Origin of the sequence: Paenibacillus taihuensis (genome assembly GCF_003386535.1) — a bacterium.
Classification (GTDB): domain Bacteria; phylum Bacillota; class Bacilli; order Paenibacillales; family Paenibacillaceae; genus Paenibacillus_Z; species Paenibacillus_Z taihuensis.
Genome location: NZ_QTTN01000037.1, coordinates 41,094 through 66,631, shown reverse-complemented (window position 1 = coordinate 66,631; position 25,538 = coordinate 41,094). Strand labels below are relative to the sequence as shown.

At 51.9% G+C, this 25,538-nt stretch carries 23 protein-coding genes and 1 other annotated feature (1 of these 24 only partly in view); of the genes, 3 read left to right on the top strand and 20 right to left on the bottom strand.

All coding sequences use genetic code 11. The features are described from left to right. Positions 1–163: 163 nt before the first annotated feature. The 8 genes from A8990_RS24290 to A8990_RS24260 all read right to left on the bottom strand — a co-directional run bounded on the left by A8990_RS24290 (position 164) and on the right by A8990_RS24260 (position 10,048). Positions 164–1,750: a hypothetical protein gene (locus A8990_RS24290; protein WP_181909754.1), complete on the bottom strand. Its 1,587-nt coding sequence runs from the start codon at positions 1,748–1,750 to the stop codon at positions 164–166. Positions 1,751–1,770: 20 nt separating this feature from the next. After that, positions 1,771–3,558: a type 2 periplasmic-binding domain-containing protein gene (locus A8990_RS24285; RefSeq protein WP_245996185.1), complete on the bottom strand. Its 1,788-nt coding sequence runs from the start codon at positions 3,556–3,558 to the stop codon at positions 1,771–1,773. 44 nt (positions 3,559–3,602) lie between these two features. Beyond that, positions 3,603–4,508: a carbohydrate ABC transporter permease gene (locus A8990_RS24280; protein WP_116191622.1), complete on the bottom strand. Its 906-nt coding sequence runs from the start codon at positions 4,506–4,508 to the stop codon at positions 3,603–3,605. Positions 4,509–4,524: 16 nt separating this feature from the next. Next, positions 4,525–5,433 (bottom strand): ABC transporter permease, encoded by a 909-nt coding sequence (locus A8990_RS24275; protein ID WP_116191621.1) that lies wholly within the window; start codon positions 5,431–5,433, stop codon positions 4,525–4,527. 182 nt (positions 5,434–5,615) lie between these two features. Continuing rightward, on the bottom strand, positions 5,616–7,226 hold the full coding sequence (locus tag A8990_RS24270; RefSeq protein ID WP_245996186.1) for a response regulator: 1,611 nt from the start codon (positions 7,224–7,226) through the stop codon (positions 5,616–5,618). Positions 7,227–7,252: 26 nt separating this feature from the next. Next, entirely contained in the window at positions 7,253–8,491 is a 1,239-nt protein-coding gene (locus tag A8990_RS24265) for a sensor histidine kinase (protein ID WP_245996184.1), read from the bottom strand. Next, positions 8,437–9,015, bottom strand: a complete 579-nt coding sequence (locus A8990_RS32300) for a hypothetical protein (protein WP_245996183.1) — start codon at positions 9,013–9,015, stop codon at positions 8,437–8,439. The genes A8990_RS24265 and A8990_RS32300 overlap by 55 nt, the downstream gene beginning before the upstream one ends. 190 nt (positions 9,016–9,205) lie before the next feature. After that, entirely contained in the window at positions 9,206–10,048 is an 843-nt protein-coding gene (locus tag A8990_RS24260) for a copper amine oxidase N-terminal domain-containing protein (RefSeq protein ID WP_116191619.1), read from the bottom strand. Positions 10,049–10,358: 310 nt separating this feature from the next. Here A8990_RS24260 and A8990_RS32825 point away from each other — a divergent pair, with 310 nt between their 5' ends. Further along, on the top strand, positions 10,359–10,523 hold the full coding sequence (locus tag A8990_RS32825) for a YkvA family protein (RefSeq protein ID WP_220376841.1): 165 nt from the start codon (positions 10,359–10,361) through the stop codon (positions 10,521–10,523). Positions 10,524–10,715: 192 nt separating this feature from the next. On the opposite strand, the gene groL is transcribed toward A8990_RS32825, so the two are convergent. The 8 genes from groL to A8990_RS24215 all read right to left on the bottom strand — a co-directional run bounded on the left by groL (position 10,716) and on the right by A8990_RS24215 (position 16,783). After that, positions 10,716–12,353 carry a chaperonin GroEL gene (gene groL / locus A8990_RS24250; RefSeq protein ID WP_116191618.1) on the bottom strand — a complete coding sequence of 546 codons (1,638 nt, stop codon included), beginning with the start codon at positions 12,351–12,353 and terminating at the stop codon, positions 10,716–10,718. Positions 12,354–12,441: 88 nt separating this feature from the next. Next, positions 12,442–12,723, bottom strand: a complete 282-nt coding sequence (gene groES / locus A8990_RS24245; RefSeq protein ID WP_116191617.1) for a co-chaperone GroES — start codon at positions 12,721–12,723, stop codon at positions 12,442–12,444. 212 nt (positions 12,724–12,935) lie between these two features. After that, positions 12,936–13,706 (bottom strand): twin-arginine translocase subunit TatC, encoded by a 771-nt coding sequence (tatC, locus tag A8990_RS24240; RefSeq protein WP_116191616.1) that lies wholly within the window; start codon positions 13,704–13,706, stop codon positions 12,936–12,938. 58 nt (positions 13,707–13,764) lie between these two features. Then, positions 13,765–14,013 (bottom strand): twin-arginine translocase TatA/TatE family subunit, encoded by a 249-nt coding sequence (tatA, locus tag A8990_RS24235; RefSeq protein ID WP_116191615.1) that lies wholly within the window; start codon positions 14,011–14,013, stop codon positions 13,765–13,767. Between the two features lie 113 nt (positions 14,014–14,126). Beyond that, positions 14,127–15,149 (bottom strand): molybdopterin-binding protein, encoded by a 1,023-nt coding sequence (locus A8990_RS24230; RefSeq protein ID WP_116191630.1) that lies wholly within the window; start codon positions 15,147–15,149, stop codon positions 14,127–14,129. A 2-nt stretch (positions 15,150–15,151) separates the two neighbouring features. Next, positions 15,152–15,646, bottom strand: a complete 495-nt coding sequence (locus A8990_RS24225) for a MogA/MoaB family molybdenum cofactor biosynthesis protein (RefSeq protein WP_116191614.1) — start codon at positions 15,644–15,646, stop codon at positions 15,152–15,154. 40 nt (positions 15,647–15,686) lie between these two features. After that, positions 15,687–16,160, bottom strand: coding sequence for a cyclic pyranopterin monophosphate synthase MoaC (gene moaC, locus A8990_RS24220; protein ID WP_116191613.1), 474 nt, complete (start codon positions 16,158–16,160; stop codon positions 15,687–15,689). Continuing rightward, positions 16,151–16,783 carry a 5-formyltetrahydrofolate cyclo-ligase gene (locus A8990_RS24215; protein WP_116191612.1) on the bottom strand — a complete coding sequence of 211 codons (633 nt, stop codon included), beginning with the start codon at positions 16,781–16,783 and terminating at the stop codon, positions 16,151–16,153. Before A8990_RS24215 ends, moaC begins: the two co-directional genes overlap by 10 nt. Positions 16,784–16,940: 157 nt before the next feature. Between A8990_RS24215 and A8990_RS24210 the strand changes: the two genes are divergently transcribed. Further along, positions 16,941–18,881: an ABC-F family ATP-binding cassette domain-containing protein gene (locus A8990_RS24210; RefSeq protein WP_116191611.1), complete on the top strand. Its 1,941-nt coding sequence runs from the start codon at positions 16,941–16,943 to the stop codon at positions 18,879–18,881. A gap of 10 nt (positions 18,882–18,891) precedes the next feature. Here the strand turns inward: A8990_RS24210 and A8990_RS24205 are convergent, their stop codons facing one another. From A8990_RS24205 to A8990_RS24190, 4 genes are all read right to left on the bottom strand, one after another. Beyond that, positions 18,892–21,147 carry a YhgE/Pip domain-containing protein gene (locus tag A8990_RS24205; RefSeq protein WP_116191610.1) on the bottom strand — a complete coding sequence of 752 codons (2,256 nt, stop codon included), beginning with the start codon at positions 21,145–21,147 and terminating at the stop codon, positions 18,892–18,894. A gap of 408 nt (positions 21,148–21,555) precedes the next feature. Next, positions 21,556–22,359, bottom strand: a complete 804-nt coding sequence (locus tag A8990_RS24200) for a nucleotidyltransferase domain-containing protein (protein WP_116191609.1) — start codon at positions 22,357–22,359, stop codon at positions 21,556–21,558. 86 nt (positions 22,360–22,445) lie between these two features. Continuing rightward, entirely contained in the window at positions 22,446–22,901 is a 456-nt protein-coding gene (locus A8990_RS24195; RefSeq protein ID WP_116191608.1) for an HIT family protein, read from the bottom strand. 15 nt (positions 22,902–22,916) lie between these two features. Then, entirely contained in the window at positions 22,917–24,524 is a 1,608-nt protein-coding gene (locus A8990_RS24190) for a 2-isopropylmalate synthase (protein ID WP_116191629.1), read from the bottom strand. Positions 24,525–24,573: 49 nt separating this feature from the next. Between A8990_RS24190 and A8990_RS31305 the strand changes: the two genes are divergently transcribed. Then, a complete protein-coding gene (locus tag A8990_RS31305; RefSeq protein WP_147306858.1) occupies positions 24,574–24,762 on the top strand; it encodes a hypothetical protein in 189 nt (62 codons plus the stop codon). A gap of 713 nt (positions 24,763–25,475) precedes the next feature. Then, positions 25,476–25,538: a binding site (T-box leader), on the bottom strand (it continues 249 nt past the right edge of the window).

Here is a 25,538-nt window from a genome sequence, read left to right as displayed (position 1 = left end):
GACACCCTTGCTCTTGGCTAGTGGTTGGCAACTACAAGCCCCCACAGCGGACTTTCACCGCCTAGTTAATCGCCATGCGTGGCACACAACAAAGAGGCATCCTATGGCAGGATGCCTCTTCATACGCAAGCGCGACGTTATGCCGCCCAGGCTCTTACACAGACTAGAATTGCAACTGCAGTTCTTTTCCTGCGGAGCGCAGCTCAATACGCCCTGCTCGATTGCCGGCGCTGCTTCTGTTAACCGTCCGCACCCCGGACAATCCAAGCTTATACGGATGAACGCCAAACACATACCCGATGTATTCCGGTTCTAGACGAATCTCCGGCAGGTCCAAAACGTCTCCCCATTCTAACAGGAGGCCCCAGTTCGGCAGGTCAGTGGAGATGAATATCTCCTTATCCGCGCAGCGAATGCGCAGTTCATGCCCGCCTTTCAAATGAACAAGAATTGTAAGCTCGCCTTGAACCGTTTCATCCGTTTCAAGCGATTGCACGCTTACCGGAACAGCATTTCCTTCGCTGTCATAGATCGCAGGACGAAGTCCGGCAGATGTCTGCTCATTGCTCCAACGGGCACTATCTACAACAGGAAGCGTATCGTAATGTGCGTTCTTGTCCGGGCATGTTGCGTCCAAATACCGTTCCGCATACTGCTCGTCAAACCGGTGTATATCGCGGATCCAGAGCTCGCCGTCATTATTCAGCAGGTTAAGCCTGTAATTTCGGTTGTTATACCATACCGACTGACGGCCTTCCTTGCGCCAGTCCGTCAGCGCGCAGATAGATGCAGCCGGCGTAACCGGATATTGGCGCCGGAACCAACGACCCGATTCCGCCAGCGTTTCAACCTTCAGCACGCCTTCCGCTTGTTTGGAAGCAAGCAAGTCTACCTGATCGATCAGACCATCCTTCATCGCTGCCCAGCCGAAGGAGTTTTCCTGACCGACTTGCGTGTAGCCGAAGGATACCTGCTCCTTGCGGAAGTTAACATCATAAAACCATCTTACCCACTCCGGAATGCCGCCTCCGCCTTCTTTGCCCGAATAGACCGGCTCCAAGGTAATAACGGCTTGACCGTTACCGCCAAGCTTGGCGTCATATTGGTAGATCGGATCGCTTCCCAGCATGCGGAACACCGGAACAGGAATCTGATTCGCCTCCGTTTGCGCAGGCATGAACCCGTTCAAGCGGCTCGGATAATAGGCTTGGTTCCAATAACCGCCCCACAGCGTGTAGCCATCGGTGCCCCATTGATCCTTACAATTGCACGAAGCTACGATTCGATAGCGATCCGATAGATACGCGAGCAAGTGCGCATCCATGAACCAGGAGCCGACGGATTGCGGATAATGGCCGAACTTGGCGCGGAAATCCTCCATGAGCACGTCCGCAAGACGCTCCCGCTCCTCCGGCGTATACCCGACCGAGAATGCGATATGCGCATGCCAGTCCCATGGGAAACGACCCCGCCACGGAATGCCGGCTTTCTCTGCCAGCGGCTGCACGACTTCAAACCATACGCCAATCTCCTGCCCCGCATCCGCCTCGCTCACTAGCAAATCCGTAAAATCCGGATTAATCAGCGCATCGTATTGGAGCAGCCACGTCGCCCGAAGACCATGCTTCTGCACGAGTGCCAGCTGTTCTCTTACCGGTTCGACCAAGTCGATTGGCTCCCGAGGCTCCACGCCACGGATGAAGTTAATAATATTGACGCGATTCGGATAAACGGGCGATAGGTTACTCAAGATTTCACGCTCCAATTGTATTATTCGCCAACGATGACAGGCTTGTCGTTATACACGTTACGAGGCAGCGTCCGCTTAACCGTAATCGTGATTTTGCCTGCCGGCGTTTCGCTGTACGCTTTGTACTCTTTGTTGAACTCCGCGATCGTGTCTTCATCGTGACCGCGTACCTTCATTTCGTTCAGGAACTGATTGTAGACCTTCTCGAATTCTTGATCGTTCTTGGCAAGCAGCAGCTTCGCGTAATATTGCAAACGGATGTCGCTCTGTACCGGATTGTATTTCTCCACTGCTCCTCCGATGATCGGCTTGATGCGGCTCGACTTCGGAATCAGCCCGAACGTGCCCTGCTCGTGATTGATTTCTTCCGCCTTGTACAGCATCGCATTATACGACGGCCATGGCGATTCCATCGTTTTGATATGCGTGTTGCCGACGCTGGCAAGATTCTTCCACCACCAGAAGCCGTTTTCCGTCACGCTTGTCATGCCGCCGTTGTCGCCGCCCCAGAACTTCGGACCTCTGAAGACGTTATCGTTGACGACGACCGCGCCGTTCTCCATTTTGTACGCGCCCATGCTCTCCGGACCATATTCCATCAGGATGAACGCTTCCTGCGTCTGCATCCAGTCGAGCCCTTTCATAAGCGCATCGGGATCTTGAATCTTCGCGCTGACGCCGGTGCCTGATCCGCCAAACGGGTTAAAGGATGCATACTGAGCCAGCTTCACGCCTGGAGTGGTCGGAAGCTTCGTCGGAGAGAACCAGCCTTCAGGCAGCCCCTTCTCTTCCAACGCTTTGTACGAGATCGACTCCGGAAGCTTGTTCGCCTTGATCAGCGACTGGTTCGGATTATCCCAGCCATCGAACAGCATCGCGCCGAAACGCAGGTTGTTCACTTTCTCCATGAACAGATCTTTCTTCTGGAAGCTCGTCTCCGGATCGAGAAGCCCGTTCAGTTGCAGATGATTCAGCCACTCGAAAGCTTGCTTGAAGCCTGGCAGCTTGTAATCCGGAACGACGGAGCCATCCGCTTGTTCATTCCAGCCGTAACCCATGCTTTGCACGCCGAACATGGACATGACAACCTCAAGCCCAGAGAAGTTTTCGCCGCCGAGCGACAACGGGATGATGCTGCGCCCTTGCGCGTCTTTCAAACCTTTGATTGCGTTTAAGTATTTCTCGAATCCGTCAATCGTCTGCAGATCGTCGGTTGTCATTCCCGCTTTCTTCAGTAAGGAATCCTGAACCCACAGCCCCTGCGCGTTACCCTGCCATGCTGAAGGCTCGTCCACCACCGGCTCATAACCTGACGGCACGAAATAGATGTGCCCATCGGCAGCGCGCCAGTTATCGATAATGCGCTTGTCGATCTTCGCAAGATTCGGATAGTCCGCCGCATCGTCGAAGTACTTATCGAGCGGAAGCAGCTTCTTCTCGGATACGAGACGCGACCAAATGAGGCTGTCGGATGGCAAAATAATGGCATCCGGGAAATCGCCGCCAACCAGCTTCAAGTTGATTTGCTGCGTGACATCGCCGCCGTTGCCAATCTCTACTTTATCCCAGTGAACGCCTGACTTCTCCATCACTTCTTTCGTGATCGGTCCGTCCAGATTTATGGGCGTCGTTTGTGTCGGAGCGTACAGCGTGTAATGTGTTTCTTTCGCTGTCCCCGCCGCCGCATCCTGCTTGTTGCCTTCAGCCGTATTGGAATTGTTCCCATTCGTTCCGCAACCTGTGGTTAATGCCGCTAACATCGTCACTGCCGCGACCGAAATCATGCTCTTCTTCCATCTGTTATTCATACTCTGATTTCCCCCTCATAATAGCCTGCTGGTAAGTGACCGCGCTACTCTTTAACCGAGCCGATCAGAACGCCTTTGACGAAAAATCGCTGAACGAACGGATATACAAACAGAATCGGCAGAATCGTAATTACGATCGTTGCCATGCGAACCGACTTGGACGTAATCGCGTCCGGGTTATACAAGCTAACCGAGTGCGCGCTGGCCATTTGGCTCGCGCTGATCATCTGGCTCGCCTCAATCGTGCTCATAATGCGCTGCAAATAGGTAGGCAACGGCTGCAAATTCAGATCATTGACGAAGAATGCGCCGGTAAACCAGTCATTCCAATGGCCTACTGCGGTAAACAGACCGAGCGCTGCGAAGAGCGGCATCGAGAAGGGCAGCACGATATTAAAGTAAATCCGCGTATACCCTGCTCCGTCGAGTTTCATGGATTCCACCACGGCTTCCGGAATCGTGTTCTGAAAGGAAGTCTTCATGACGAACATATTCCATATGCTGAACAGTCCCGGCAATACATAGACCCAGAAGTTATTGATCAGTTTCAGATGAACAAGCTGCAGATAGAATGGAATCAGTCCGCCGTTGAACAGCATGACGAACAGAAAGACGAGCAGCAGCTGGTTTCTGCCGGGCAGCTCTTTCCTGGACAAGCCATAGGCAACCATGGATGTGATAAGCAGCGAACCGGTTGTGCCTATCGCTGTACGTGCTACCGTAATCCAGAATGCATTGACGATGGTATGGTCATTCAGAATGACCCGGAAATTATCCATCGTGAATACTCTTGGCCACCAGAATATACCGCCGAGGCTTGCATCCCGACCTTCGTTGAAAGATAGCACCACTATATACCACAGCGGATAAGCGCATACAAAAGCAAATATCGCCAGCAGACTGCTATTAATGAAGGTAAAAGCTTTCTCCCTACGCGTCAGACGCCACATACATACACCTGCTTTCCTACCATATCCCGTCGCCTCCGATGCGCTTCGAGATCCAATTGCTGAGCAGCAGCAATATCGTGGACATGACACTCATGACAAGTCCGATCGCCGTTGTCTGGGAATATTGCGCCTGCCCGATACCCAGCCTCAGCACGTAAGTATCGATGACTTCGGCCACTCCGATATTCGCCGGGTTAATCATCGCATAAATTTGGTCGATGCCGACACTGAGCAAGCTCGGTACTGTCAGAATGAGTACAATGGATATGATTGGAACAATACTCGGGAGCGTGATATAGCGCATCTGTGCGAAACGGCCAGCTCCATCCATAACTGCTGCTTCATAAAACACCGGGTTTATGCTCGTGATTGCGGCCAGATATAAGATCGTGCCCCAACCAATTTCCTTCCACATGCTGCTCAGGATGAATATCGGACGAAACCACGTCTCCGACCCCATAAACGCAATCGGCTGCAGCCCAAGGCTGTGCAGCAGTGAATTCGCACCTCCGCCGTCAATGGATAAGAAAGCATCCAGGAAACCTACCACCACGATCCAGGATATGAAATGGGGCAGATAGCTTAACGATTGCACGAACCGCTTAAACCGGAATGCCCGTACTTCGTTAATCATCAAAGCGGCTAATATCGTTGTCGGGAAGATAAATAGCAGCCTGAGCATCGTCAGCAGAAACGTATTGCCTGTTGCTCTCCAGAAATCAGAACTCGCCGTGAACTCCTTGAAATTTTGCAAACCGACCCAGGTACTCCCCCAGATTCCGCCTTGGAAATCGTAGTCTCTGAACGCGATCTGCATGCCCAGCATCGGAATGTAGTTAAACAAGAGAATGAGAACCAATCCCGGCAGAATGAAGACATAAAGCGGGAGAAGGCCCCTCCGTTTAATGGAAGAGAGTACATTCATCTTCGGTGTCTCTCCTTTCTTAGGCTTGTAGATAATCTTGATTCATGTACCTGGCGTAGCCGGCTTCAGCACTTGATATTGATTATAGAAAAGCAGGGAAGCGCTCTCAATAATCGTAATGCACGATTAGTTTCGCTATCGCATGATCTTGTTTTCACGTTTCTTTGCATAAAAAAGAGCGATCATCGATCGCCCGCTCGATATTCCTTCGGACTGAAGCCCGTCATTTTCTTGAACACGCCCGTGAAATACCCCATGTTCTGATAGCCGACGCTATCCGCCACCTCGTACAGCTTCAACTGCGAGTATTGCAGCAGCTCCTTCGCCTTATTCACCCGGATCTGAATCAGTTGATCGGTAAACGAGATGCCAAGTTCTTCTCGGAACAAGGCGCCTAGATAATTCGGGCTCAAGTAGACAGAATCCGCGACCGAGCGCAGGGTCAGATTATCCCTGTAATGTGCGTTCATCCATTCAAGTGCCTTCTGAACGACGATTTGGGTCGGACTTTTCTTCCGCTCGGCGATAAAGTCGCTCAGCCTTGTAATGATCCTCACCATTTCTTGCAGCAGCTCCGTCTCCTCTCGGCATTCTAGGAGCTGCTCCCACAGCCTCTGTTCAGAGCCGACATGACGACTTACATCGCCGATTTCGGCCGCTATCCGATTGGCGCCGCTAATGAGCTGGAGGCATAGGCTTCTCAGGTTAGAGCCTTGAATGTGAGGACTGCCGGCGATGCCTCGCAGCAGCTCACCCAGCAGACTCAAGCTATTCTGACTATCTCCGGCGCCGAACACCTCCAGAAAATCACCTTTAAGCTCATCCACGCTCTTATAGCGAATATCCTCCTGCTCCTGCAGAATTTTCCAGCAAAACGTTCGCTCTTCGCTTCCGAGCAGTCTTTGATTTACCGCTCTTTGCGCCAGGCGGAAACTTTCGCTCAAGCGGCTCAGTTCCGCGAAGGATGGCCCCCCTCCGATGGAGACGGGACAGCAGTCGATTCGCTCCGCTTCCTGACCGAGATTCCGCAGGATATGCTCCGACTTCTGATCGAACGCTTCTATTGCCTCCGAGTTCGCATCCCGCAGAATCAACACGATATTTCCGCGCTGCGTTGTCGTCTTCTCCTCCAACAGCGAGCCGCAGATCGCCGCCACCGATTCATTCAGCAGCTGTTGCGCGCGCAGCACCTGTTCTTCCTTCGGCAGCGGCGACTTTGGATTGGCATCCAGTACGATAACCAGTACACGGCGCAGACCGCCGTGAGCAAACATGCCGAGCGCATCCGCATGCGTCCTGATCGCTTCTTCGCTCAGGATAAGGCCATGAATCAACTCCTGAAGAAACTGTTCCCTCGCAATGGGCTTGAACGTATCCAGCTGTTCTTTAATCCGCATTTCCTCTTGATTTCTCGAGATTGCCTGCCGCTCGGCTTCGCATATGCGCTCTAGTATGGCGTTCAATTCCTCGAATAGGATCGGCTTGACGAGAAACGCATCTACGCCGATATCCAGCGCCGACTTGGCATACTCGAACTCCTCGTAGCCGGTCACCATAATGATGCGCATGCGAGGATTGATCTTACGCATCCGGGCGGACAGCTCAAGGCCATCCATCCCAAGCATGCGGATATCGGTAATGAGTAAGTCCGGAGGGGCTTGTTCGGCCATTTCAAGCGCCTGCTGCGCATCTTCCGATTCTCCGATTACGCACATATGGTACTGACTCCACTCCACATGCTTAATAACTGATTTTCGCTGCCGTTCCTCGTCATCCACAACAAACACTTTCATTTCCACGCCCTATTCCTCCGTTCGCATTAAATCGCTACCGCAATCTGGCTGACCTGCTGCGGGATGAACAGTCCAATCGAAGTCCCTTCGTCCGGCTTGCTTTGAATGGTCATCCGGTAAGCGTTGCGATATTGCCGTTGCAATCGTTCATTTACGTTGTATATGCCAAAGCCCATTCGATGCTTCGCTCCTTCAGCCTTCTCCAGCAAATCCTTCACCTGCTCTGGGATCATGCCGCTTCCGTTGTCTGTGATCGTGATGCAAAGCATATCATCCTGCAAACGAGCCCGTATATGCAGCGTACCTCTTCCGCCCGTGCGAATGAATGCATGCAATAGCGCGTTTTCGATAATCGGCTGCAGCGTGATCTTGATAATTTCACAGGAGAGCGTCTCTTCTTCAATCTCGAATATCGTCGTAAGCCTGCCCGGAAACCTGGACTCATGGATATCCAAATACGCCCGCACATGCTCCAATTCCTCGCGAAACGGCAAAATATCTCCGCCCCTGTTCAGCGCCAGCCTGAAAAACTTGGCGAGCGCATCTATCGTGCGGCCGATCTCGGCGGACCCGACATCGATCGCCATGCTTTTGACCAAGGCCAGCGTGTTGTATAAGAAATGAGGATTGATCTGCGCCTGCAGCAGCTTCAGTTTCTCGGTTTCTGCAGCACTCCTCGCTTCGGCAATTTCGCCCAGCGATTGCTTCAGACGGAGCGACATCGTATTGAACTCCTCCTCGAGATCAGCTACCTCGTCCTTGTCGTAAACCTTGACCGTAAGCCCCAAGTCGCCGTCTCGCACCCGCCGCATGCTTCTCACAAGTGAATTAAGCCGGTTTTTTATGCGTAATCCGAAGCTCGATAGAACCGCAATTGTCAGTACAACGAACAGCACGCTAACCGCGATGGCTCCATTCTTGATCAGCTGCAGCTTCTGCCACAGCTCTTGCTGGCTTACAACCGTTATGATTTTCCAGCCTAGCCGGTTGGTCTGATAGACCACCATGCTTTGTTTGCCGTTAATCTTCGTCGAGTACCAGCCCTGACCTGCGGCATAGACGTCTTGTAGATACGGGAGCGCCTTAATGTTGTCTACCTTCACCGAATCCGTTACATTCGTCAGCACTCTCCCCTGCGCATCCGCAATGACGATCCAACCCTTCTTGAACTCTAACGGATTCGATAATTGATCAAACAGTGCCCGGTTCGTCACTTCAACGTGAATAATGCCGAATTCTCGTTCGTCAAGTAATCCACAAGCCATTTCGTCAGATGCAGCGAGGGTTGGCCGTCGCTGCCCTTCCGGTCGAAATACCAATAAAACTGCTGGTTCCGCCCTTTCATTTCGGAATACCAGGGCTGCGAGAGCGCGTGCTCCATATTGAGAACGACGCCGCCATCCTCGTGCAGGCTGGTGTTGCTTTTATAAAACTGAATTTTCTTCATGGGAAAATAAGAACGGATCCGGTTGACAGCGGAATTGATCTGCTGCAAAGCCGTCACCTCTTCCTGCAGCGATTGATATTGCTGCGTTAACGCAGTCGTGATGCCAGGGTCAAGGGACATCTGCATGAGAATGTTTTGATAGCCAATAATGCGATATTCGATATTCTCGTTCAGCTGATAAGACACCTTCTCAAGCATCTCGCGGCTTTCCTTCTGCGCAAGCGGCAAACTCGTCGAGAATAAGCCATAGCCTACGATCAATACAGGCAGAATCAAGAAGATAATGACGATTAAGATAAGCTTCTGAAGCAATCTTACTCGGTGCCAATAGCGAAAAAACATGCCACAATCCTCCTAAAGCGCTTCCATTTCAAGCTTTGGGCAGCAAACTTTCGGGCTGCTTGACGGCAAAGCCCAGAATATTATGCTAGTTTATCAGATATTGTTTGAGAGCGATAGCAAAAAAGCTTCCCACGAGTTCAATTGAACTCGCGAGAAGCTTATGTCATCTACCATAAGGGTTGTCTACGCATTATTGAACTTCCCATTTCAAACTATCCGCTGCAGGCTTTGTGCTAAAGAATGTTTTCGTTCCATATTCCAGGCAGTATGCGATTTGACTTTTTGTTGCTTTAAATACGTAAGTCCTTGTTATGCTTTCCGTTGGCATTAACTTTCCAAAGAAACCGTATTGGGCTTCGGATTCTCCATTTTCATAATAGATTTTGAAGGTAGCTTCATCAATGGCTTTGTCACTGGTATTATTCTTTTGGTCGTATGTAATGCTGTACTCGTAGAATTGGCCTTTATCTACGACGTTTATTGAAGTTACCACTACTGTCATGTCATTTTCTTTGGATGTGTAGGGCTTATTGCGTTCCAGAAATTCAAGTTTTGCTGGTTCTTGGGTTTGGCCATTCTCAGAGTCCTTAGGTATTTCGGATGCAGCACTATTATTAATTTGTATCACCTTATTAATGCCATCCCAGGCAACTACATCGCCGCTAGCTTCTCCAACAAATCGAAGGGGTACATAGGTGCTCCCATTAATAATATTTGGAGGAGTGCCCAGTACAATTGCTTCTCCATTCACAATAGCGCTTGTATTATTGATCTGCATTTGGAGCTTTAATCCGTCTTTGGTTCCTATGATTGTCTTGGTGTTCGAATCCCAAGTCACATTAAAATTCAACTTTTCAAAAATAGCTCGGAACGGTACTAATGTTGATCCTCTTTCAACTACTTGCGGAACACTCAAATCAAGTTTTTCCCCATCGACGAATACCTTAATAGGCTCGTCTGCAAAGACATTTGTCGGCATCATTAGGGTAGTTCCAGTAATAGCTGCAAGAACCAAAGGCTTAAGCTTTTTCACGATTGTTCATCCTTCCAATTTGAAAACTAGTTGGTCTAACTCGTCACCAAAATTAACCAGTTTCATTAACTATTGTATAAAATATAATATTATGTAATAAAAATTAGGTAAAAAGAAGGATATTCCCTAGTCTAGTCGTTAAGATGAAGTTCGGTTCAAACTATGACGTTACAACAGATCAGTACGATCCAAAGAAAGAAAAGTACGTAAAAGATGGCTTTTTCAACAAAATGAAACGCTTTGCAGGAAAAGTTCCTTTTGCTAAAGATGCGGCTTCCATGTATTACTGTGCCATCGATAGTTCACACCTATGTATGCGAAGGGTATTGCTTTCGCTGCACTAGCATACTTTATTTCCCCAGTAGACGCTATTCCTGATGTACTCGTTGGTCTGGGACTGACAGATGATTTAGCTATTGTTGCAGCTGCCGTCAAAGCCATAGGAAGTAATGTATCTACAGTACATAAAGAATAAGCCGAATCCTTTTTTTCGTAAACTTTAAACAATCAAGCCATCCCATGGGGATGGCTTGATTCCCCGAAAAGCAAACATTAACAAGATAAAAAAGACTACTTCCTCGTAAGGAAGTAGTCTTTTCTTTAGCGTTCAGGTGGGAAAGCACTCACGCCGCTCTCCCAGATGATGCACAAGGCTCAGAGAGCCTTATTACATCATGCCGCCCATTCCGCCCATGCCACCCATGCCGCCCATGTCAGGCATGCCTGGTTTGCTTGCTTCCGGCTTGTCAGCTACGACAGCCTCAGTTGTGAGGAACATAGCCGCAACGGATGCTGCGTTTTGCAGTGCGGAACGCGTTACTTTCGCAGGGTCAACGATACCTGCTTGGAACATATTCACCCACTCGCCAGTTGCAGCGTTGTAGCCGATGCCGATATCTTCTTTCTTCAGGCGCTCAACGATAACGGAGCCTTCTTGACCCGCGTTAGCCGCGATTGTGCGAACTGGCTCTTCCAGTGCGCGAAGCACGATGTTTACGCCAGTTTTCTCGTCGCCAGAAGCACTTACTGCTGCTACTGCTGCGTATACGTTCACGAGTGCTGTACCGCCACCGGATACGATACCTTCTTCCACTGCTGCGCGAGTGGAGTTCAGAGCATCTTCGATGCGCAGTTTGCGCTCTTTCAGTTCGGTTTCAGTTGCTGCGCCAACTTTGATAACCGCTACGCCGCCAGCAAGCTTAGCAAGACGCTCTTGCAGCTTCTCACGGTCGAAGTCGGAAGTGGTTTCTTCCAATTGCGCGCGGATTTGGCCGATGCGAACATCGATGTCTTGCTTGTTGCCAGCGCCGTCAACAACGATTGTGTTTTCTTTCGTTACGCGGATTTGACGAGCAGTACCCAGTTGATCCACCGTTGTAGCTTTCAGCTCAAGGCCGAGCTCTTCTGTGATTACTTGGCCGCCTGTCAGAGCAGCGATGTCGCCAAGCATAGCTTTGCGGCGGTCGCCGAAGCCAGGAGCTTTAACAGCTACGCAGGTGAATGTACCGCGCAGACGGTTAACGAGCAATGTTGCCAATGCTTCGCCTTCAACGTCTTCAGCGATGATCAAGAGCGTCTTGCCGGATTGAACCACTTTCTCCAGAACGGGAAGGATCTCTTGAATGTTGGAGATCTTCTTGTCTGTGATCAGAATGAATGGATTGTCGAGGACAGCTTCCATTTTGTCTGTATCTGTGATCATGTACGGGGAGAGGTAACCGCGGTCGAATTGCATACCTTCAACCACTTCAAGCTCCGTTACGAAGCCTTTGGATTCCTCAACAGTGATAACGCCGTCGTTGCCGACTTTCTCCATCGCTTCAGCGATCAGTTGGCCAACTTCTTCGTCAGCGGAAGAGATCGATGCTACTTGAGCAATAGATTGGCTGCCTTCAACTTTCTTGGAAATTCTTGCAAGCTCTTCAATAGCTGCGCGAACCGCTTTTTCGATACCTTTGCGGATAACCATTGGGTTAGCGCCTGCAGTAACGTTCTTCAGACCTTCGCGGATCATTGCTTGTGCAAGAACCGTTGCAGTTGTTGTACCGTCACCAGCTACATCGTTAGTCTTTGTAGCTACTTCTTTAACGAGCTGTGCACCCATGTTTTCGAATGCATCGTCAAGCTCGATTTCTTTGGCAATGGAAACACCATCGTTTGTGATCAGCGGGCTGCCGAATTTCTTCTCAAGCACCACGTTGCGGCCTTTAGGACCAAGTGTAACTTTAACAGCGTTCGCAAGTGCATCTACACCGCGCAGCATTGCGCGACGAGCGTCTTCGCCGAATTTAATTTCTTTCGCCATCTTCAATAACCTCCTATTGTCATGTGAAAAATAAGTAAGACATTACTGCCCTTGTGTTGCCATGTATGTGGAGTCAAGCCGGTTCGGCTTAGCCCAAGATCGCGTGAATGTCGCTTTCTTTCATAATCAAAAGCTCTTTGCCTTCGTACTTCACTTCTGTACCGGCATATTTGGAGAACAACACGCGGTCGCCTTCCTTGACTTCAAGCGCAATACGTACGCCGTCTTTAATCGCGCCGCTGCCTACAGCGATTACTTTGCCTTCTTGCGGCTTTTCTTTTGCTGTTTCTGGCAGCAAAATGCCGCTAGCAGTCGTTTCTTCTTTCGCGATTGGTTCGATCAATACGCGTTCACCTAAAGGTCTGATCATGAAAATAGCCTCCTTCTGATTTGGTGCTGCAAATTTTTAACCTTTAGCACTCGCAATCATCAAGTGCTAATAACAATTTTTATAATACCGATTTTGCTAACAGATTTCAAGTCTTCCGCTTACGATTTCGAATGAATTTTACATAAAGGTACCGTAAACGGCCGCATCTCCCTAAAATGACAAAAAAGCCGGCCAGCGGCCGACTTTATCTGTTATTGCCCATATTCTGCTTCCCAAGCCTGATCGGCCTTGAGCTGTTTCCGGTACACCACGCTCGACAGCAGCACACTCAGTTCATAGAGCAGAATGAGCGGCACGGCTACGAGGGAGTCGGAGATGAAATCCGGCGGCGTCACGACGACACCGACGATGATAAGGATGAAATACGCCAAGCGGCGCATCTTCCGCAGCCGCTTCGGGTTCAGAATGCGCAGCTTCGTCAGAAACATAATCGCAATCGGAAGCTCGAAAAGCAGCGAGATCGGCAAAATAATGTTGAACATGAACGAGAAGTATTGATAGATCCCGTACGTCTCAATCAAGTTCAAATGCCGGGCAACCTTCGTCGTGAAGTTGAACGCCATCGGAAACACGACTAAATACGAGAATGCCAGCCCAACCAGAAACATGAAGAGCACGAACGGAACGAACAATAGCGTTGACCGCTGCTCCTGCACGCGCAGTGCCGGCTTTACGAAGGACCAGATCTGATATGCCGCTACAGGCAGCACAATGATCAGCGCAATGACAAAGGCAAATTTCATATACATGCCGATTGCATCCCATAAGGAGAATGCGTGCAGCTGCATGCCTTTTACGGGCTCTTGGTTAATGAGAAAGTTATATACCGGATCGGCACATACAAGGCCAACAATCATCCCGATAAGCAGGACGACGATGACGACAATCAATCGTTTGCGAAGCTCGCCAATATGATCAAACAGCGACATAAGCTGATCGCCGCGTGCCGCATCCGCAGTCATGGGTTCTTTTCTATCTGCCACTGCTACAACTCCTCTTCATAAAAAAAGCGGGCCCCAATTACTCTGGGAGCCGCTTGTTGGAACTTTGATCTTCAGTAGCCGTTTCTGTGCGACTCACTTCAACCCGACTCGCTCTGCTGCGGTCGCGATCGTCGTTATCGTCCATCATTTCTCGAGCACCTGCTTTGAACTCCTTCAGCGTGCGTCCGAATGCACGGCCGAGCTCAGGCAGTTTGTTAGGTCCGAACAAGAGCAATGCGACAACTGCGATAAGCAGGAATCCTGTTACGCCAATACCATTAAACATGTGTGTGTTACCTCCTTACTGATGACTTGGTTAAGCTTATGCAACGTGTAATCTGCCTAGAAGAGCAGAGGAAGTAGTCATTTCGCTTCATTAATCATTAACGGGCATGATTATTAACAACCGTTCAGTCCGCCATAGCCCATCCCGACGATGTCCGCTCTACTAATGGTGTCGCCTGCAAGAATACGAGGCAGCAGCACATTAAAAGACGTATACGGATCATGCATGACGCAGCCTGGGAGTCCCATAATCGGCACTTCGCCGATATAGCCCATAAGCAGCATCGAGCCTGGCAGCATCGGTGTTCCGTAGCTGACGATTTGCGCACCGGCCTCGGCAATCGCAGCTGGCGTGCGGTCATCAGGATCTACCGACATTCCGCCTGTTACAAGTATCATATCATACGACTTGTCACGTAAATAGTGTATTTCCTTGACAATTGTATGGCGATCATCCGGCGAAAACCGCTGCTCTGCGATCTCCGAACCAAGCTCTTCCACAATGCGCGTAACCGCAGGACCGAACTTATCCTGAATCCTTCCAGAAAATACTTCTCCACCCGTCGTGAGCAAGCCAATCCGGAATTTGCGAAGCGGCTTCAAGCGAAGCGGCGATGCGCCGTCATGCCGTTCCTTGTAGCTAGCAACCAGCTCTTCCACCGCGCGTACCTTCTCTTCCGCTACAACTAGAGGAATGACCCTCGTTGCAGCCAATTGCCCGCCTGGCTTAATGACTGCGTTCGTCCTCACCGTTGCAAGCGCGATTTCGCCCAGCTCATTAATAGCATGAACGATAGTCGGATCGATCTCGGCGATCGCCGGAACGTCCAGTGCCGACTTAATCGCCACCTTGCCTTCATGCGGCTCGGAGAGCTGAAGTCCTTCGTACTGAAGCGCGCCTGCCATGCGGCGGGCTGCGTCATCCTCATGCAGATCGCCTTCGCCAAGCTCCATAATATAAATATGCTCCTTGCCGATATCAAGGAGCTTAGGGATGTCTGCTTCTGTAATCAAATGGCCCTTCTTGAACAGCCTGCCCTTGAACTGACCGGGAATGATCTGCGTCAGATCATGTGCGAGCCGAAGGCCGATCGCTTCCTGCACCGGCAATTCCTTCAGAACCGTACGATTGCTCATACTCATTCTGCATGCTCCCCAATCCGGCCCGACAGAATGTTGAGCGCATGCGGGATCTGATCCATGATGGCCATTAAATTTTCGTGTACGCCTTTCGGGCTTCCCGGCAAATTAATGATGAGCGAACGTCCGCGGATACCGCATACGCCGCGCGACAGCATCGCTCTGCGCGTACGCTGCATGGCGCCGATTCGCATCGCTTCCGCAAGTCCAGGCACTTCGCGATCGATCACCTTCAGCGTCGCTTCCGGAGTCAAATCACGCGGCGCAAGTCCCGTGCCGCCCGTTGTAATGACAAGGTCCGCTTGAAAGTAGTCGGTCATCTCGATAAGTGCCGCCATAATCTCGTCCTGCTCGTCGGGTACAATCCGGTAATCGACGATTTCTCCGCTGAGCTCTTCTTCTACCAGCTCACGGATAACTTGAGCGCTCGTATCCTCACGCTCACCTCGCGATCCTTTGTCGCTCGCTGTTAACAACGCCACTTTCCACCGCATGAGCTTCTTCCCCCAATCGCTTTTTCAGAAAGATATGCCATTAACGATCAACTGTATAATCACCGTTTTTTCCGCCGCTCTTGGAAGCCAGGTAAGTCGGTCCGATGACCATGTCCTTCTGCAGCGCCTTGCACATATCGTACACGGTCAGCGCAGCCGCGGAAACCGCGGTTAATGCCTCCATCTCAACGCCGGTCTTGCCGGTCGTTTTTACAGTGCCTTCTATATATAACTCATCTTTGCCGTTATCCGCAAATGCCAGATTCACGCCTGTAAGCGGAAGCGGATGGCACATCGGAATCCAGTTCGACGTGTTCTTGGCCGCCATAATGCCCGCCACTTGCGCCACAGCCAGCACATCGCCTTTGCCAATCGTGCCCGCCTTGATACGTGACAAGGTATCCTCTGCCATCGTAACTGTCGTCCGCGCAACGGCAACGCGTGCGGTCACCTCTTTGTCCGAGACGTCCACCATGCGAGCTCTGCCTTGTTCGTTGAAATGCGTCAAATCCATGCTGCTCGCCCCCTTGTCACACCTTGCTCCGTAATGACCGCATCGACGGCGGCATCATGCTCGTCCATCGGCACATGATCGATCCACTGCGCTTCGTAGCCGAGACCGATCCATAATGGGAATCGCTGTCCTTGCTCGGCTGCAGTCTCCTTCAGAAGATCGTGGAACCGGTCATAATAACCGCCGCCGTAACCCAGCCTGCCGCCGCTTGCATCGAATGCAAGCCCAGGCACGAAGACGATGTCCGGCAGCTGTTCGGCCAAGTCCCAGCGCTTCACCGTCACCGGATCAGGCTCTTTAATGCCGTAAGCGCCTGGCACAAGCTCGTCCCAAGCCTGAAGCAGATACAGCTCCATGGCACGGGACTCCTTCACGCAGCGCGGCACGATCACCTTGATGCCTGTGCGCCAGCACCACTCGATCAGGAGCGTCGTATCCAGCTCTGAACGAAACGGGATATAGATCATAATACTGCCGATCATCGGCCCTTCCCGCTGCAGCATCCAATCCACCGCCTGCTGGCAGGCCGTATCCGACCAAGCGAGCCGCTGCTGCTCCGGGAAGCTGTCCCTTCGCTTCGCGGCAAGAAGCCGGGCCGACTTCTTCTCCTCCGCATGCTTCATAAAGGTTCACCGCTTTGCTGGTCATAGTTACTCCATAGTTTATCACTATTGCCCAATTTTCGCCAATAAGCGGACAGCCACGTGTATATCGCGCAATAACCTTTTTTCATGTAAACTGTAGGGCAGAGGAATTTTTTAAGCGGAGGTTTCTATAATCATGCTTCTTCAAGTTTCTGATGTTTCCAAAAGCTACGGGGTAAGCAAGGTCATCTCGTCCATCACCTTTCAAGTGCAGCCGCGCGAGCGTGTTGGGCTTGTCGGCGTGAACGGCGCAGGCAAATCGACATTGCTGAGGATCATCGCGGGCGAGATGTCTGCTGACTCCGGTACCATCTATAAATCGAAAGAAACGTCGATCGGTTATTTGGCGCAATCGAGCGGCCTGCAGTCGGATAAAACGATCGACGAAGAGATGCGCGCCGTCTTCGCTCATCTGATCGGAGCGGAGAAGGAGCTGCGCTCGCTGGAGCAGCAGATCGCTGATCCGAAGCTCCACGATGACGAGAAGCAGTATCAAGCGGTGCTTGACCGATATTCGAAACTGTCCGACTGGTATCGGGAGCAAGGCGGCTTCGAGGTGGAGACGCGAATCCGGATGATCCTGCACGGGATGGGCTTCGGCCAGTTCCCGCCGGATACGGTCATTTCCACGCTGAGCGGCGGACAGAAGACACGTCTGGCGCTAGCCCGCATTCTGCTGCAAGCGCCGGACCTGCTCATGCTCGATGAGCCGACGAACTATCTCGACATCGAGACGCTCACTTGGCTCGAAGATTATCTGCGCGGTTACGACGGCGGCATTCTTGTCGTTTCTCACGACCGCTACTTCCTTGACGCAGTCGTCCAGACGATTGTCGAGATCGAACGCCACGCGGCAAGACGTTATACGGGCAATTATTCCCGTTTTATCGAAATTAAAGCGGCAGAGTACGAAGCGCAAATGAAGCAGTTCGACAAGCAGCAGGATGAGATCGCGAAGCTTGAGGACTTTATCCAGCGCAACATCGTCCGTGCGTCGACAACAAAACGCGCGCAAAGCCGTCGAAAGGCGCTCGAGAAGATGGATCGGATCGACAAGCCGCTCGGCGACCTGAAGAAAGCGAGCTTCTCGTTCGAGATCGATCGACAAAGCGGCAACGATGTGCTGGACGTGAACGATGTTTCCATCCGTTTCCCTGAGAAGGAGAAGCCGCTCTTCCAGCATGTCTCGTTCCGATTGGAGCGCGGCGAGAATGTTGCGTTGATCGGTCCGAACGGTATCGGCAAATCGACGCTGCTCAAAGCGCTTGTCGATCAGCAGCCGCATGAGCAAGGTACCATCCGCTGGGGGACGAACGTGAAGATCGGCTACTATGACCAGGAGCACACCGGGCTGAACAAAGCGAATACGGTGCTGGAAGAGCTATGGAGCACGTATCCAGGCATCGAAGAAGCGCGAATTCGCACCGTCCTCGGCAATTTCTTGTTCAGCGGCGATGACGTGAAGAAGAAGATCAGCACGCTTAGCGGCGGCGAACGGGCACGTGTCTCCTTGGCGAAGCTCATGCTCGCTCACGCGAATATGCTCATTCTCGACGAGCCTACCAACCATCTCGATTTGTACAGCAAAGAGGTGCTGGAAGCCGCGCTTATCGACTATGACGGAACGCTGCTTTTCATCTCCCATGACCGTTATTTCCTTAATAAGATGGCGGAGCGCATTGTCGAACTCGGACCGGAAGGCACACAGCATTTCCTGGGAAATTATGACGAAATGATCCAGAAAAAGCGTGAAACCGAGGAGCTCCAGCTGGAAACGTTGTCAGCTCAGCAAGGAAAACCGAATAAAGCTGCTGCCGTACAGGAAGCAGCCCCCGTTTCTTCGTACGAAGCCGACAAACAGGCGAAGCGTGACGAACGGAAAAATCAGCGTAAGCAAGAGCAGCTGGAGAACGAAATTGCCCGTCTGGAAGGCGAAATTTCCGTACTTGAGGAACAGCTCGCCGATCCAGAAGTGTACAACGACTATTTGCAGGTTCAAAAGATCCAGTCCGACTTGGAGTCGCTTAAGACGCAGCTTCAAGAAGTTTATGAGGCTTGGGAGCAGCTTCTCGCCTAACGCTATGCCGCTAGGCCAGCTTCACGACCTTCATAATCGAACGACGTTTGATCACATATAACAGCAATAGCGAACAAACTCCGAATCCGGACAGCAGCCATGCGGTCCGGATTATTGCTGTCCATTCCCCAAGTGAGATGAGATGTCTCAGCCCTTCCACCGCGTAAGTCATCGGCAGCAAAGGATGAATGAACCGGAACAGCCCCGGCTCCAGCGCAACCGGATACGATCCGGAGCTCGAAGTAAGCTGCAGCATCAGAATGAGCACTGCAATGAACCTTCCTGTATCACTCCCGAGCACCGCAATGAGCATGAACAGAATTGCCGTAAACACAAGTCCGACCAGCACTGCGTAAATGTACATCGCAAGCGGCGGCAGTACAGTCGGAATTCCCAGTCCCGTATGCAAAATAAAAACCGACAGCAGCGCCTGACAGACGCTGACCGAAGCAAGTGCGACGTATTTGCTGCCGATGTACGAGAGCGGTCCGTGCGGCAGAGCCAGCACACGCCAAATATCGATGACAAAGAACAGCACAAGCGAGCCCACCCACAGTGACAGCGCGATAAAATAAGGCGCGAACCCGACGCCGTTGCTTGGCACCGGATGAATGTTCGTTTCCTCCAACACGACAGGATCTGCAATCACCGCTTGTCGATTGGCAGCTTGCCCATCCGACGAAGCCATGCCCGCTGCATCCGCTAATTTATCCGCAAGCTCTCCTTGCCCTTTATTAATCTGGGCAAGTCCGTCCTGAAGCGCGGCAGCGCCGTCGCCAAGCTTCGCATTGCCGATGCGAAGCGCCTCCACACCGCTTCCGAGCTGCAGCAGCCCGTTCATCAGCTTGCCGCTGCCTTGCTGCAATTGGCCCACGCCGTTCGCGACATCTTTGACCCGTCCGCCAATCGTTGCTGCAGCCGATTGCTGCTTGCCGAGCAGCGCCGATACGTCATCAGCTGCTGTACGGAACTGCTCCATCTGCCCAGCCAGCTGTTCCAGCCTCGGCGTCAATGCAGCGGTTCGGTTCGCGACTTGTCCAATCGACTGATCCAGCGACGACTTCAACGTGTCGATTGACTGTGTCACCGCCTGCAGCGATCCCGCCGCATCCGCTCCTGTCGACTGAATGCTGCCAAGCTGGTCAGACAGCTGCTTGTAGCTTGCGTTGCTTGCTAAATCTCCATTTTGCTGCCCTAGGCCTTGAAGCAGTTTTTGTCCATTCTGTGCCCCGCTGCTCATATCGGAGACTTGCTTCTGCACAGGACGAACGAGCGAATTTAACGCGGTTAAATCCGAAGCCATGCTCTTAACGTGATTAAGTTCTCCTCGCAGCAATGTCATGTCGCGGCTCACGTCATCCAGAGAACCAATCAAGGCGGACTGCGAGGCGGTAAGCTGCTTGGCTGGATCAGCTGGAAGTCCCGCTGCTGCCGATGTTGATGTCGCGCGAATACCGCCGTTCCACTCATCGATACCTGCTGTTGCCAGCTCAGCCCAGGCATTGAGCTTCACGAGCCCATTCTCCAGCTCATTCGCGCCGGTTGTGATGGACCGCAGGCCTGTGGACAGCTTCGTCATGCCGCCGCTGCTTTGGTTTAAACCGTTCGCCAGATCACCCGCGCCTTTGTATGCTTGCGCCGATGCGTCGGACAACTTGGCGGCACCGTCCGCAGCGTCCTTCAATCCTTTTGAACCATTCAGCACTTGGTCGAAAATAACGCTCAAATAATTTCCCTGCAATTCTTTGCGCAGCTTGTTATTCACATTGGCCGCCACCGCTCGCACAATCTTCGCCTGCAGCATGTTCGTCCCTTCGCTCAGCTCCATGCTCAGATGTGTCGGCTGCGGTTGGTCGCCGCTGACACTATAAGCCTGCGTCGAGAACTCCGGCGGCAAATAGAGCGCCATCGCATACTCCTCATTCTTGATGCCCCGCCTCGCTTGGTCCCTGTTCACCTGAATCCAGTGCGTATCCGTATCCGCAACTAACTTGGCGGCAAGCTCGCTGCCTAGATTATGCTGCTCTCCGCTTCGTTTGGCACCTGTATCTTCATTAACAATGGCTAACTGGAGCTCATTCAGCCTTGAGGTCGGATCCCAAAAAGCCCACAAGTAAATAAAGCTGTACATAAGCGGAAGAATCATGAGTCCGAGCAGCGACTTACGCACAGCTCGCGACCGCCACATCGACTTGATATCCATCATAGCCAGCTTCCAGCCGCTAATTGTACTGGCCGCATTCGACGTACCCGTCACTTCCTGCATTGCAAATTCCTCCCTAGTCTCTATCTAGGTAGCATTTGCATGAAGCAGCCCACGCATGCTTTTTTCAATCTATCCCCCTTTTCCACAGAAATATCCACAGCACTGGATGAATTGTGCGGCAATTCTGGCACTATTAACATCATTAAACATGAGAAAATTTAAGGTTTCTTTAATTTTTCTCATCTCGTGTGAATTTGGAATGAGTTATTATCCACTTTATCCACATTATCCACAATCGGGCTGTGAAAAACTTATCCGACATTTGTTCACATTGTAAACGCCCGTTTCATGCGGCTTTCACAGGCTTGTACACAATGGAAGGTATTACTGTGGGTAAAACTGTGGATAACCATGCGAAGCCGTGGAAAACGCGGTAATCACACAAGAAAGCTGCCTATGTCGGCAGCCTTAAGGGACACGAGCTTCTCGCTCGAAGTTGGCGATAATCCATTCACCTTCGCTCTGGAAAAGGTCTAAAATAGGCGCTCGGTCGCTGGGGAAATCATTTAACCACTGCTGAAGTGTGCGAATTACGGCTTCTTTCTGCGGGAAGTGATGAAGAAAAACATCAGCCTGCTCATGGAGCCTTGTCGTCCAAATCTGTGATCGGAGCATCACCATTGAATAGTTGGTTCGAATGAGTTTGCGAGCAAATCGCTCTGCAATTGTTTTAAAATCGTTATCGGAGGAGGCTTCTCTTAGGCGGCTTGTCGTCCGAGGAAGCGCAGCGCCCATATCCCCATTGAAACGAATCGCGATCTCTGATGTAAGCTTGTAAGGACCAAAGCGCGGTCTGAGATCCTCTCCGTGTACGCAAACACAGAGTTCCTTAAGAAAAGCCTGCTCATCATAATTTTGCGAATCAACCACATAGTCGAGATCGATGAAAGCTATACCGACGTCCCGAACCAAATCGCGATATCTATGAGACAGATTTTCGGAGAGCGACTGTAACGCCTCCGCCTCTTGAGAAGTTAACGTGTTATTAAAAATAACGAGAAGATCCAAGTCCGACTTCACCGCTACGGCTTCCCCTCTTGCAACGCTGCCATACACGTAGACACCGTGCAATTGTTGCGGAAACACCGTTGCCAAGCTTGCGACAGACTCTTGAATGACAGGCAAGTAGACGTTATCAATCTTGTCTAAACCAACGTCACTCACTATATATCCATTGCTGTCTAGACCATATCCAGCTTGGAGATCGCCCATCTCAAACTCCGCCTCCTCTCAGTAAAATGGATAGAGACTCAGATGGTTTCTATACCTCTGAGCCTCTGGGTCTCTCCCCTTATTAACTAACTGCCGATTGCAGCACGGAGCTGCTCGCAAATCCGCTCAATTTGCTCCGCGTTCCCCCGCGGCGCATCCGGCCACTGAGCAAGCTGCACCGGATGCCAGAATTGCTCTGGCGTCCCGTCGTACCGCGGGATAAGGTGCATGTGGAAGTGCGGCACCCCATCGCCTCGCACATAGCTGTACACATGCTCCGCTTGCAGCGCTTCTCGCAGGACGCGGCTCATTCTGTTCGCGGCAATGAAGATGGCGCTCGCCTCCTCATCCGTCAGATCGCCAAGCCCCCGTGCATGCCGCTTCGCTTCAATAATTAAGTAGCCGAGATATTCATTCTGACACTCGCTGCCGCCAATCCCTACATGTGATACCGACACATGCTCATTCTCATAGATGACACCGCCTATTGTCGGTACTTCTCCGCTGTGCTTGCTGCATATGAAACACGGGTGGATGTCCATACGAAGCGCTCCTTTTTAGGCCAACTTTTCGGTTTCTACGTCTGCCGAGTCATCGCTGTCCTGCATGCTCATCAGCATCTGATTGCATGCCCCCACGTAAGCCTGTGCCGCTGCCAAAATAATATCGTTATGCACAGCCGTTCCCGTATACCGTCGACCATTATATACAATGCTGACGTTTGCTTCGCCATGCGCGTCTTCACCCGTAGACAAGGAGTGAATCTCCAGATCCTCGAACTCGGCCGAGACTGGAATCGCCTGCTGCAAACAGTGGATGACCGCTTCGAGCGGGCCCGTGCCCGTACCTGTCAGCGTCCGTTCTTCCTGCGAATCGCGCTCGCGGATCGTGACGGATGCAATGCGGGAACGCTGCGTGCCGGCAAGCACTTGCAGGTCGACCAATGTGTACGGATCATGCTGCGTCTCGGTCGTTTCGCTAGCCAGGCGGACAAGCACGTCGTCCGGTACGATTTTCATCTCGTCGGCTTTCACTTTGAATCGGTTATACACATCAAGCAGCTGCTCGTCAGTCAGCTCGATGCCGAAATCAGCCAATCTATGCTTGATCGCATGGCGGCCGGAATGCTTGCCAAGGACGATCATGCTGCGCGGAATGCCCATCGCTTCAGGGTCCATAATCTCGTACGTGTTGCGGTTCTTGAGCAAGCCATCCTGGTGAATGCCCGACTCATGCTGAAAAGCGTTCCGCCCAACGATCGGCTTATTGTACGCGATCGGGAAGTTCATCGTGCGGCTCACCATACGCGATGTCTCGTAGATTTCGCTCATCACGATGCCGGTCTCTGCGCCGATGGCCGATTTGCGCGTCTCGATCGCCATAACCAGTTCCTCCAGCGAGCAGTTGCCTGCACGTTCGCCGATTCCGTTGATCGTGACTTCCACTTGGTTCGCGCCAGCTTGAATGGCAGCTAAGCTGTTCGCAACCGCCAAGCCTAGGTCATTGTGGCAATGCGCGCTGAACTGCACCTTATCCGCGCCGCGCGCGCCTGCCCGCACCGTGCGGAACAGATTGCCGTACTCCTCTGGCAATGCATAGCCAAGCGTATCCGGCAGGTTAATGACAGTCGCGCCTTCGGCGATGACCGCTTCGACCATCTCGATGACAAAATCGCGGCCTGTGCGGCTTGCATCCATCGGCGAGAACTCGATTTCATCGACGAACTGCTTGCCGTATGCCACCATCGCGCGCGCAATCTCGAGTACCTCCTCGCGGGATTTCTTCAGCTGAAAGTCCAGATGGATATCCGAAGAGGAGATGAACAGATGCAGACGACGGCGAGCTGCGTCCATTGTAGAGCGAACCGCGGCGTCAATGTCGCCTTTGATCGCGCGGGCGAAACCGACGATCTCCACGCCTTGCAGCTCGCGGGAAATTTGCTGCACCGCCGCGAGCTCGCCCGGGCTCGACACCGGGAAGCCCGGCTCGATAATGTCGATGCCCAGCTTCGCCAATTGGCGGGCAAGGACGATCTTCTGCTCCGGACGAAGCGTCGCGCCGGGCGACTGCTCGCCGTCACGCAGCGTCGTGTCGAAGATGCGGATAATGCGGTTAGCGGATTGGGATTGATTTTGCGATTGAGATTGAGATTGAGATTGATTCATAGTCATAAAGGTTAGCCTCCTAAATGTTTTATGGGGTTTGTTTAGTTAGTTGCTCGATGTAGCTGGTTTGCAGGACTTCTTTGGCTCGTTTGGCCAACTTTCGCTCGAGGTAGCTGGTGTGCTGGACTTCTTTGGCTCGTTTAGCCAACTTTCGCTCGAGGTAGCTGGTTTGCTGGACTTCTTTGGCTCGTTTGGCCAACTTTCGCTCGATGCAGCTGGTTTGCTGGACTTGATGTAGGTCCCTGGGGAATACTCTTGCGCTCATTTCGGCATTTTCTCGCTGATGTGTAGCCCTCAGGGATACTCTTGCGCTCATTTCGGCATTTTCTCGCTGATGTGTAGCCCTGAGGGATACTCTTGAGCTCTTTTCGGCATTTTCTCGCTGATGTGTAGCCCTGAGGGATACTCTTGCGCTCTTTCCGACGTTTTCTCGCTGATGTGTATCCCTGGGGGATACACTCTTGCGCTTTGCGTGTATCAAAAAGGTACCCCGCTCACAATTAGCAGCCGCAGCCCAACAAAAAAAACCCATCGTCTCTTGTAATCAAGAGACGACAGGCTCGTGAGCTTGCCGCGGTACCACTCTCGTTGCCCGAACCATCCGGTTCGGACCCGCTTAAGCAGCTGTTCATCCAGCGAGTCATAGCGGGAACCACCCCGCCTTACTCACCTTCATCAAGCTGCACCCGATCACGGGGGTTAGCCGTAACTGGCGTACGCCCGGCAACGCTCTCCTCGTGCTTACCGCACGCTTCCAAGCCATTGCCCAAGTTCCACCGTTCCGCTCCCAGGCGAGTTCGGATCATCCTTCGACTGCGTCGCACCACCCCGCAGCTCTCTGCTTTTCCCCGGATTTTGATTCCTACTGCTCCTGTTCCTTGCGTTTCGATCTATGTTCACTTCAGTCGTGATAGCAACAAAAAAAGCCTGCCACCCCTCGATCCTGCTGGATCAAGGGACGACAGACTGTATAAGTCTTGGCGCGGTACCACCCTCGTTGACGCTGCCCTTAAG

Bases quoted from the DNA above. Each gene is read 5' to 3' on its own strand.
- A8990_RS24285 (WP_245996185.1), bottom strand. From the start codon at position 3,558: ATGAATAACAGATGGAAGAAGAGCATGATTTCGGTCGCGGCAGTGACG.
- A8990_RS24280 (WP_116191622.1), bottom strand. From the start codon at position 4,508: ATGTGGCGTCTGACGCGTAGGGAGAAAGCTTTTACCTTCATTAATAGC.
- A8990_RS24275 (WP_116191621.1), bottom strand. From the start codon at position 5,433: ATGAATGTACTCTCTTCCATTAAACGGAGGGGCCTTCTCCCGCTTTAT.
- A8990_RS24270 (WP_245996186.1), bottom strand. From the start codon at position 7,226: ATGAAAGTGTTTGTTGTGGATGACGAGGAACGGCAGCGAAAATCAGTT.
- A8990_RS24265 (WP_245996184.1), bottom strand. From the start codon at position 8,491: ATGGCTTGTGGATTACTTGACGAACGAGAATTCGGCATTATTCACGTT.
- A8990_RS32300 (WP_245996183.1), bottom strand. From the start codon at position 9,015: ATGTTTTTTCGCTATTGGCACCGAGTAAGATTGCTTCAGAAGCTTATC.
- A8990_RS32825 (WP_220376841.1), top strand. From the start codon at position 10,359: ATGTATGCGAAGGGTATTGCTTTCGCTGCACTAGCATACTTTATTTCC.
- groL (WP_116191618.1), bottom strand. From the start codon at position 12,353: ATGGCGAAAGAAATTAAATTCGGCGAAGACGCTCGTCGCGCAATGCTG.
- groES (WP_116191617.1), bottom strand. From the start codon at position 12,723: ATGATCAGACCTTTAGGTGAACGCGTATTGATCGAACCAATCGCGAAA.
- tatC (WP_116191616.1), bottom strand. From the start codon at position 13,706: ATGACTGCGGATGCGGCACGCGGCGATCAGCTTATGTCGCTGTTTGAT.
- tatA (WP_116191615.1), bottom strand. From the start codon at position 14,013: ATGTTTAATGGTATTGGCGTAACAGGATTCCTGCTTATCGCAGTTGTC.
- A8990_RS24230 (WP_116191630.1), bottom strand. From the start codon at position 15,149: ATGAGCAATCGTACGGTTCTGAAGGAATTGCCGGTGCAGGAAGCGATC.
- A8990_RS24225 (WP_116191614.1), bottom strand. From the start codon at position 15,646: ATGCGGTGGAAAGTGGCGTTGTTAACAGCGAGCGACAAAGGATCGCGA.
- moaC (WP_116191613.1), bottom strand. From the start codon at position 16,160: ATGGATTTGACGCATTTCAACGAACAAGGCAGAGCTCGCATGGTGGAC.
- A8990_RS24215 (WP_116191612.1), bottom strand. From the start codon at position 16,783: ATGAAGCATGCGGAGGAGAAGAAGTCGGCCCGGCTTCTTGCCGCGAAG.
- A8990_RS24210 (WP_116191611.1), top strand. From the start codon at position 16,941: ATGCTTCTTCAAGTTTCTGATGTTTCCAAAAGCTACGGGGTAAGCAAG.
- A8990_RS24205 (WP_116191610.1), bottom strand. From the start codon at position 21,147: ATGCAGGAAGTGACGGGTACGTCGAATGCGGCCAGTACAATTAGCGGC.
- A8990_RS24200 (WP_116191609.1), bottom strand. From the start codon at position 22,359: ATGGGCGATCTCCAAGCTGGATATGGTCTAGACAGCAATGGATATATA.
- A8990_RS24195 (WP_116191608.1), bottom strand. From the start codon at position 22,901: ATGGACATCCACCCGTGTTTCATATGCAGCAAGCACAGCGGAGAAGTA.
- A8990_RS24190 (WP_116191629.1), bottom strand. From the start codon at position 24,524: ATGAATCAATCTCAATCTCAATCTCAATCGCAAAATCAATCCCAATCC.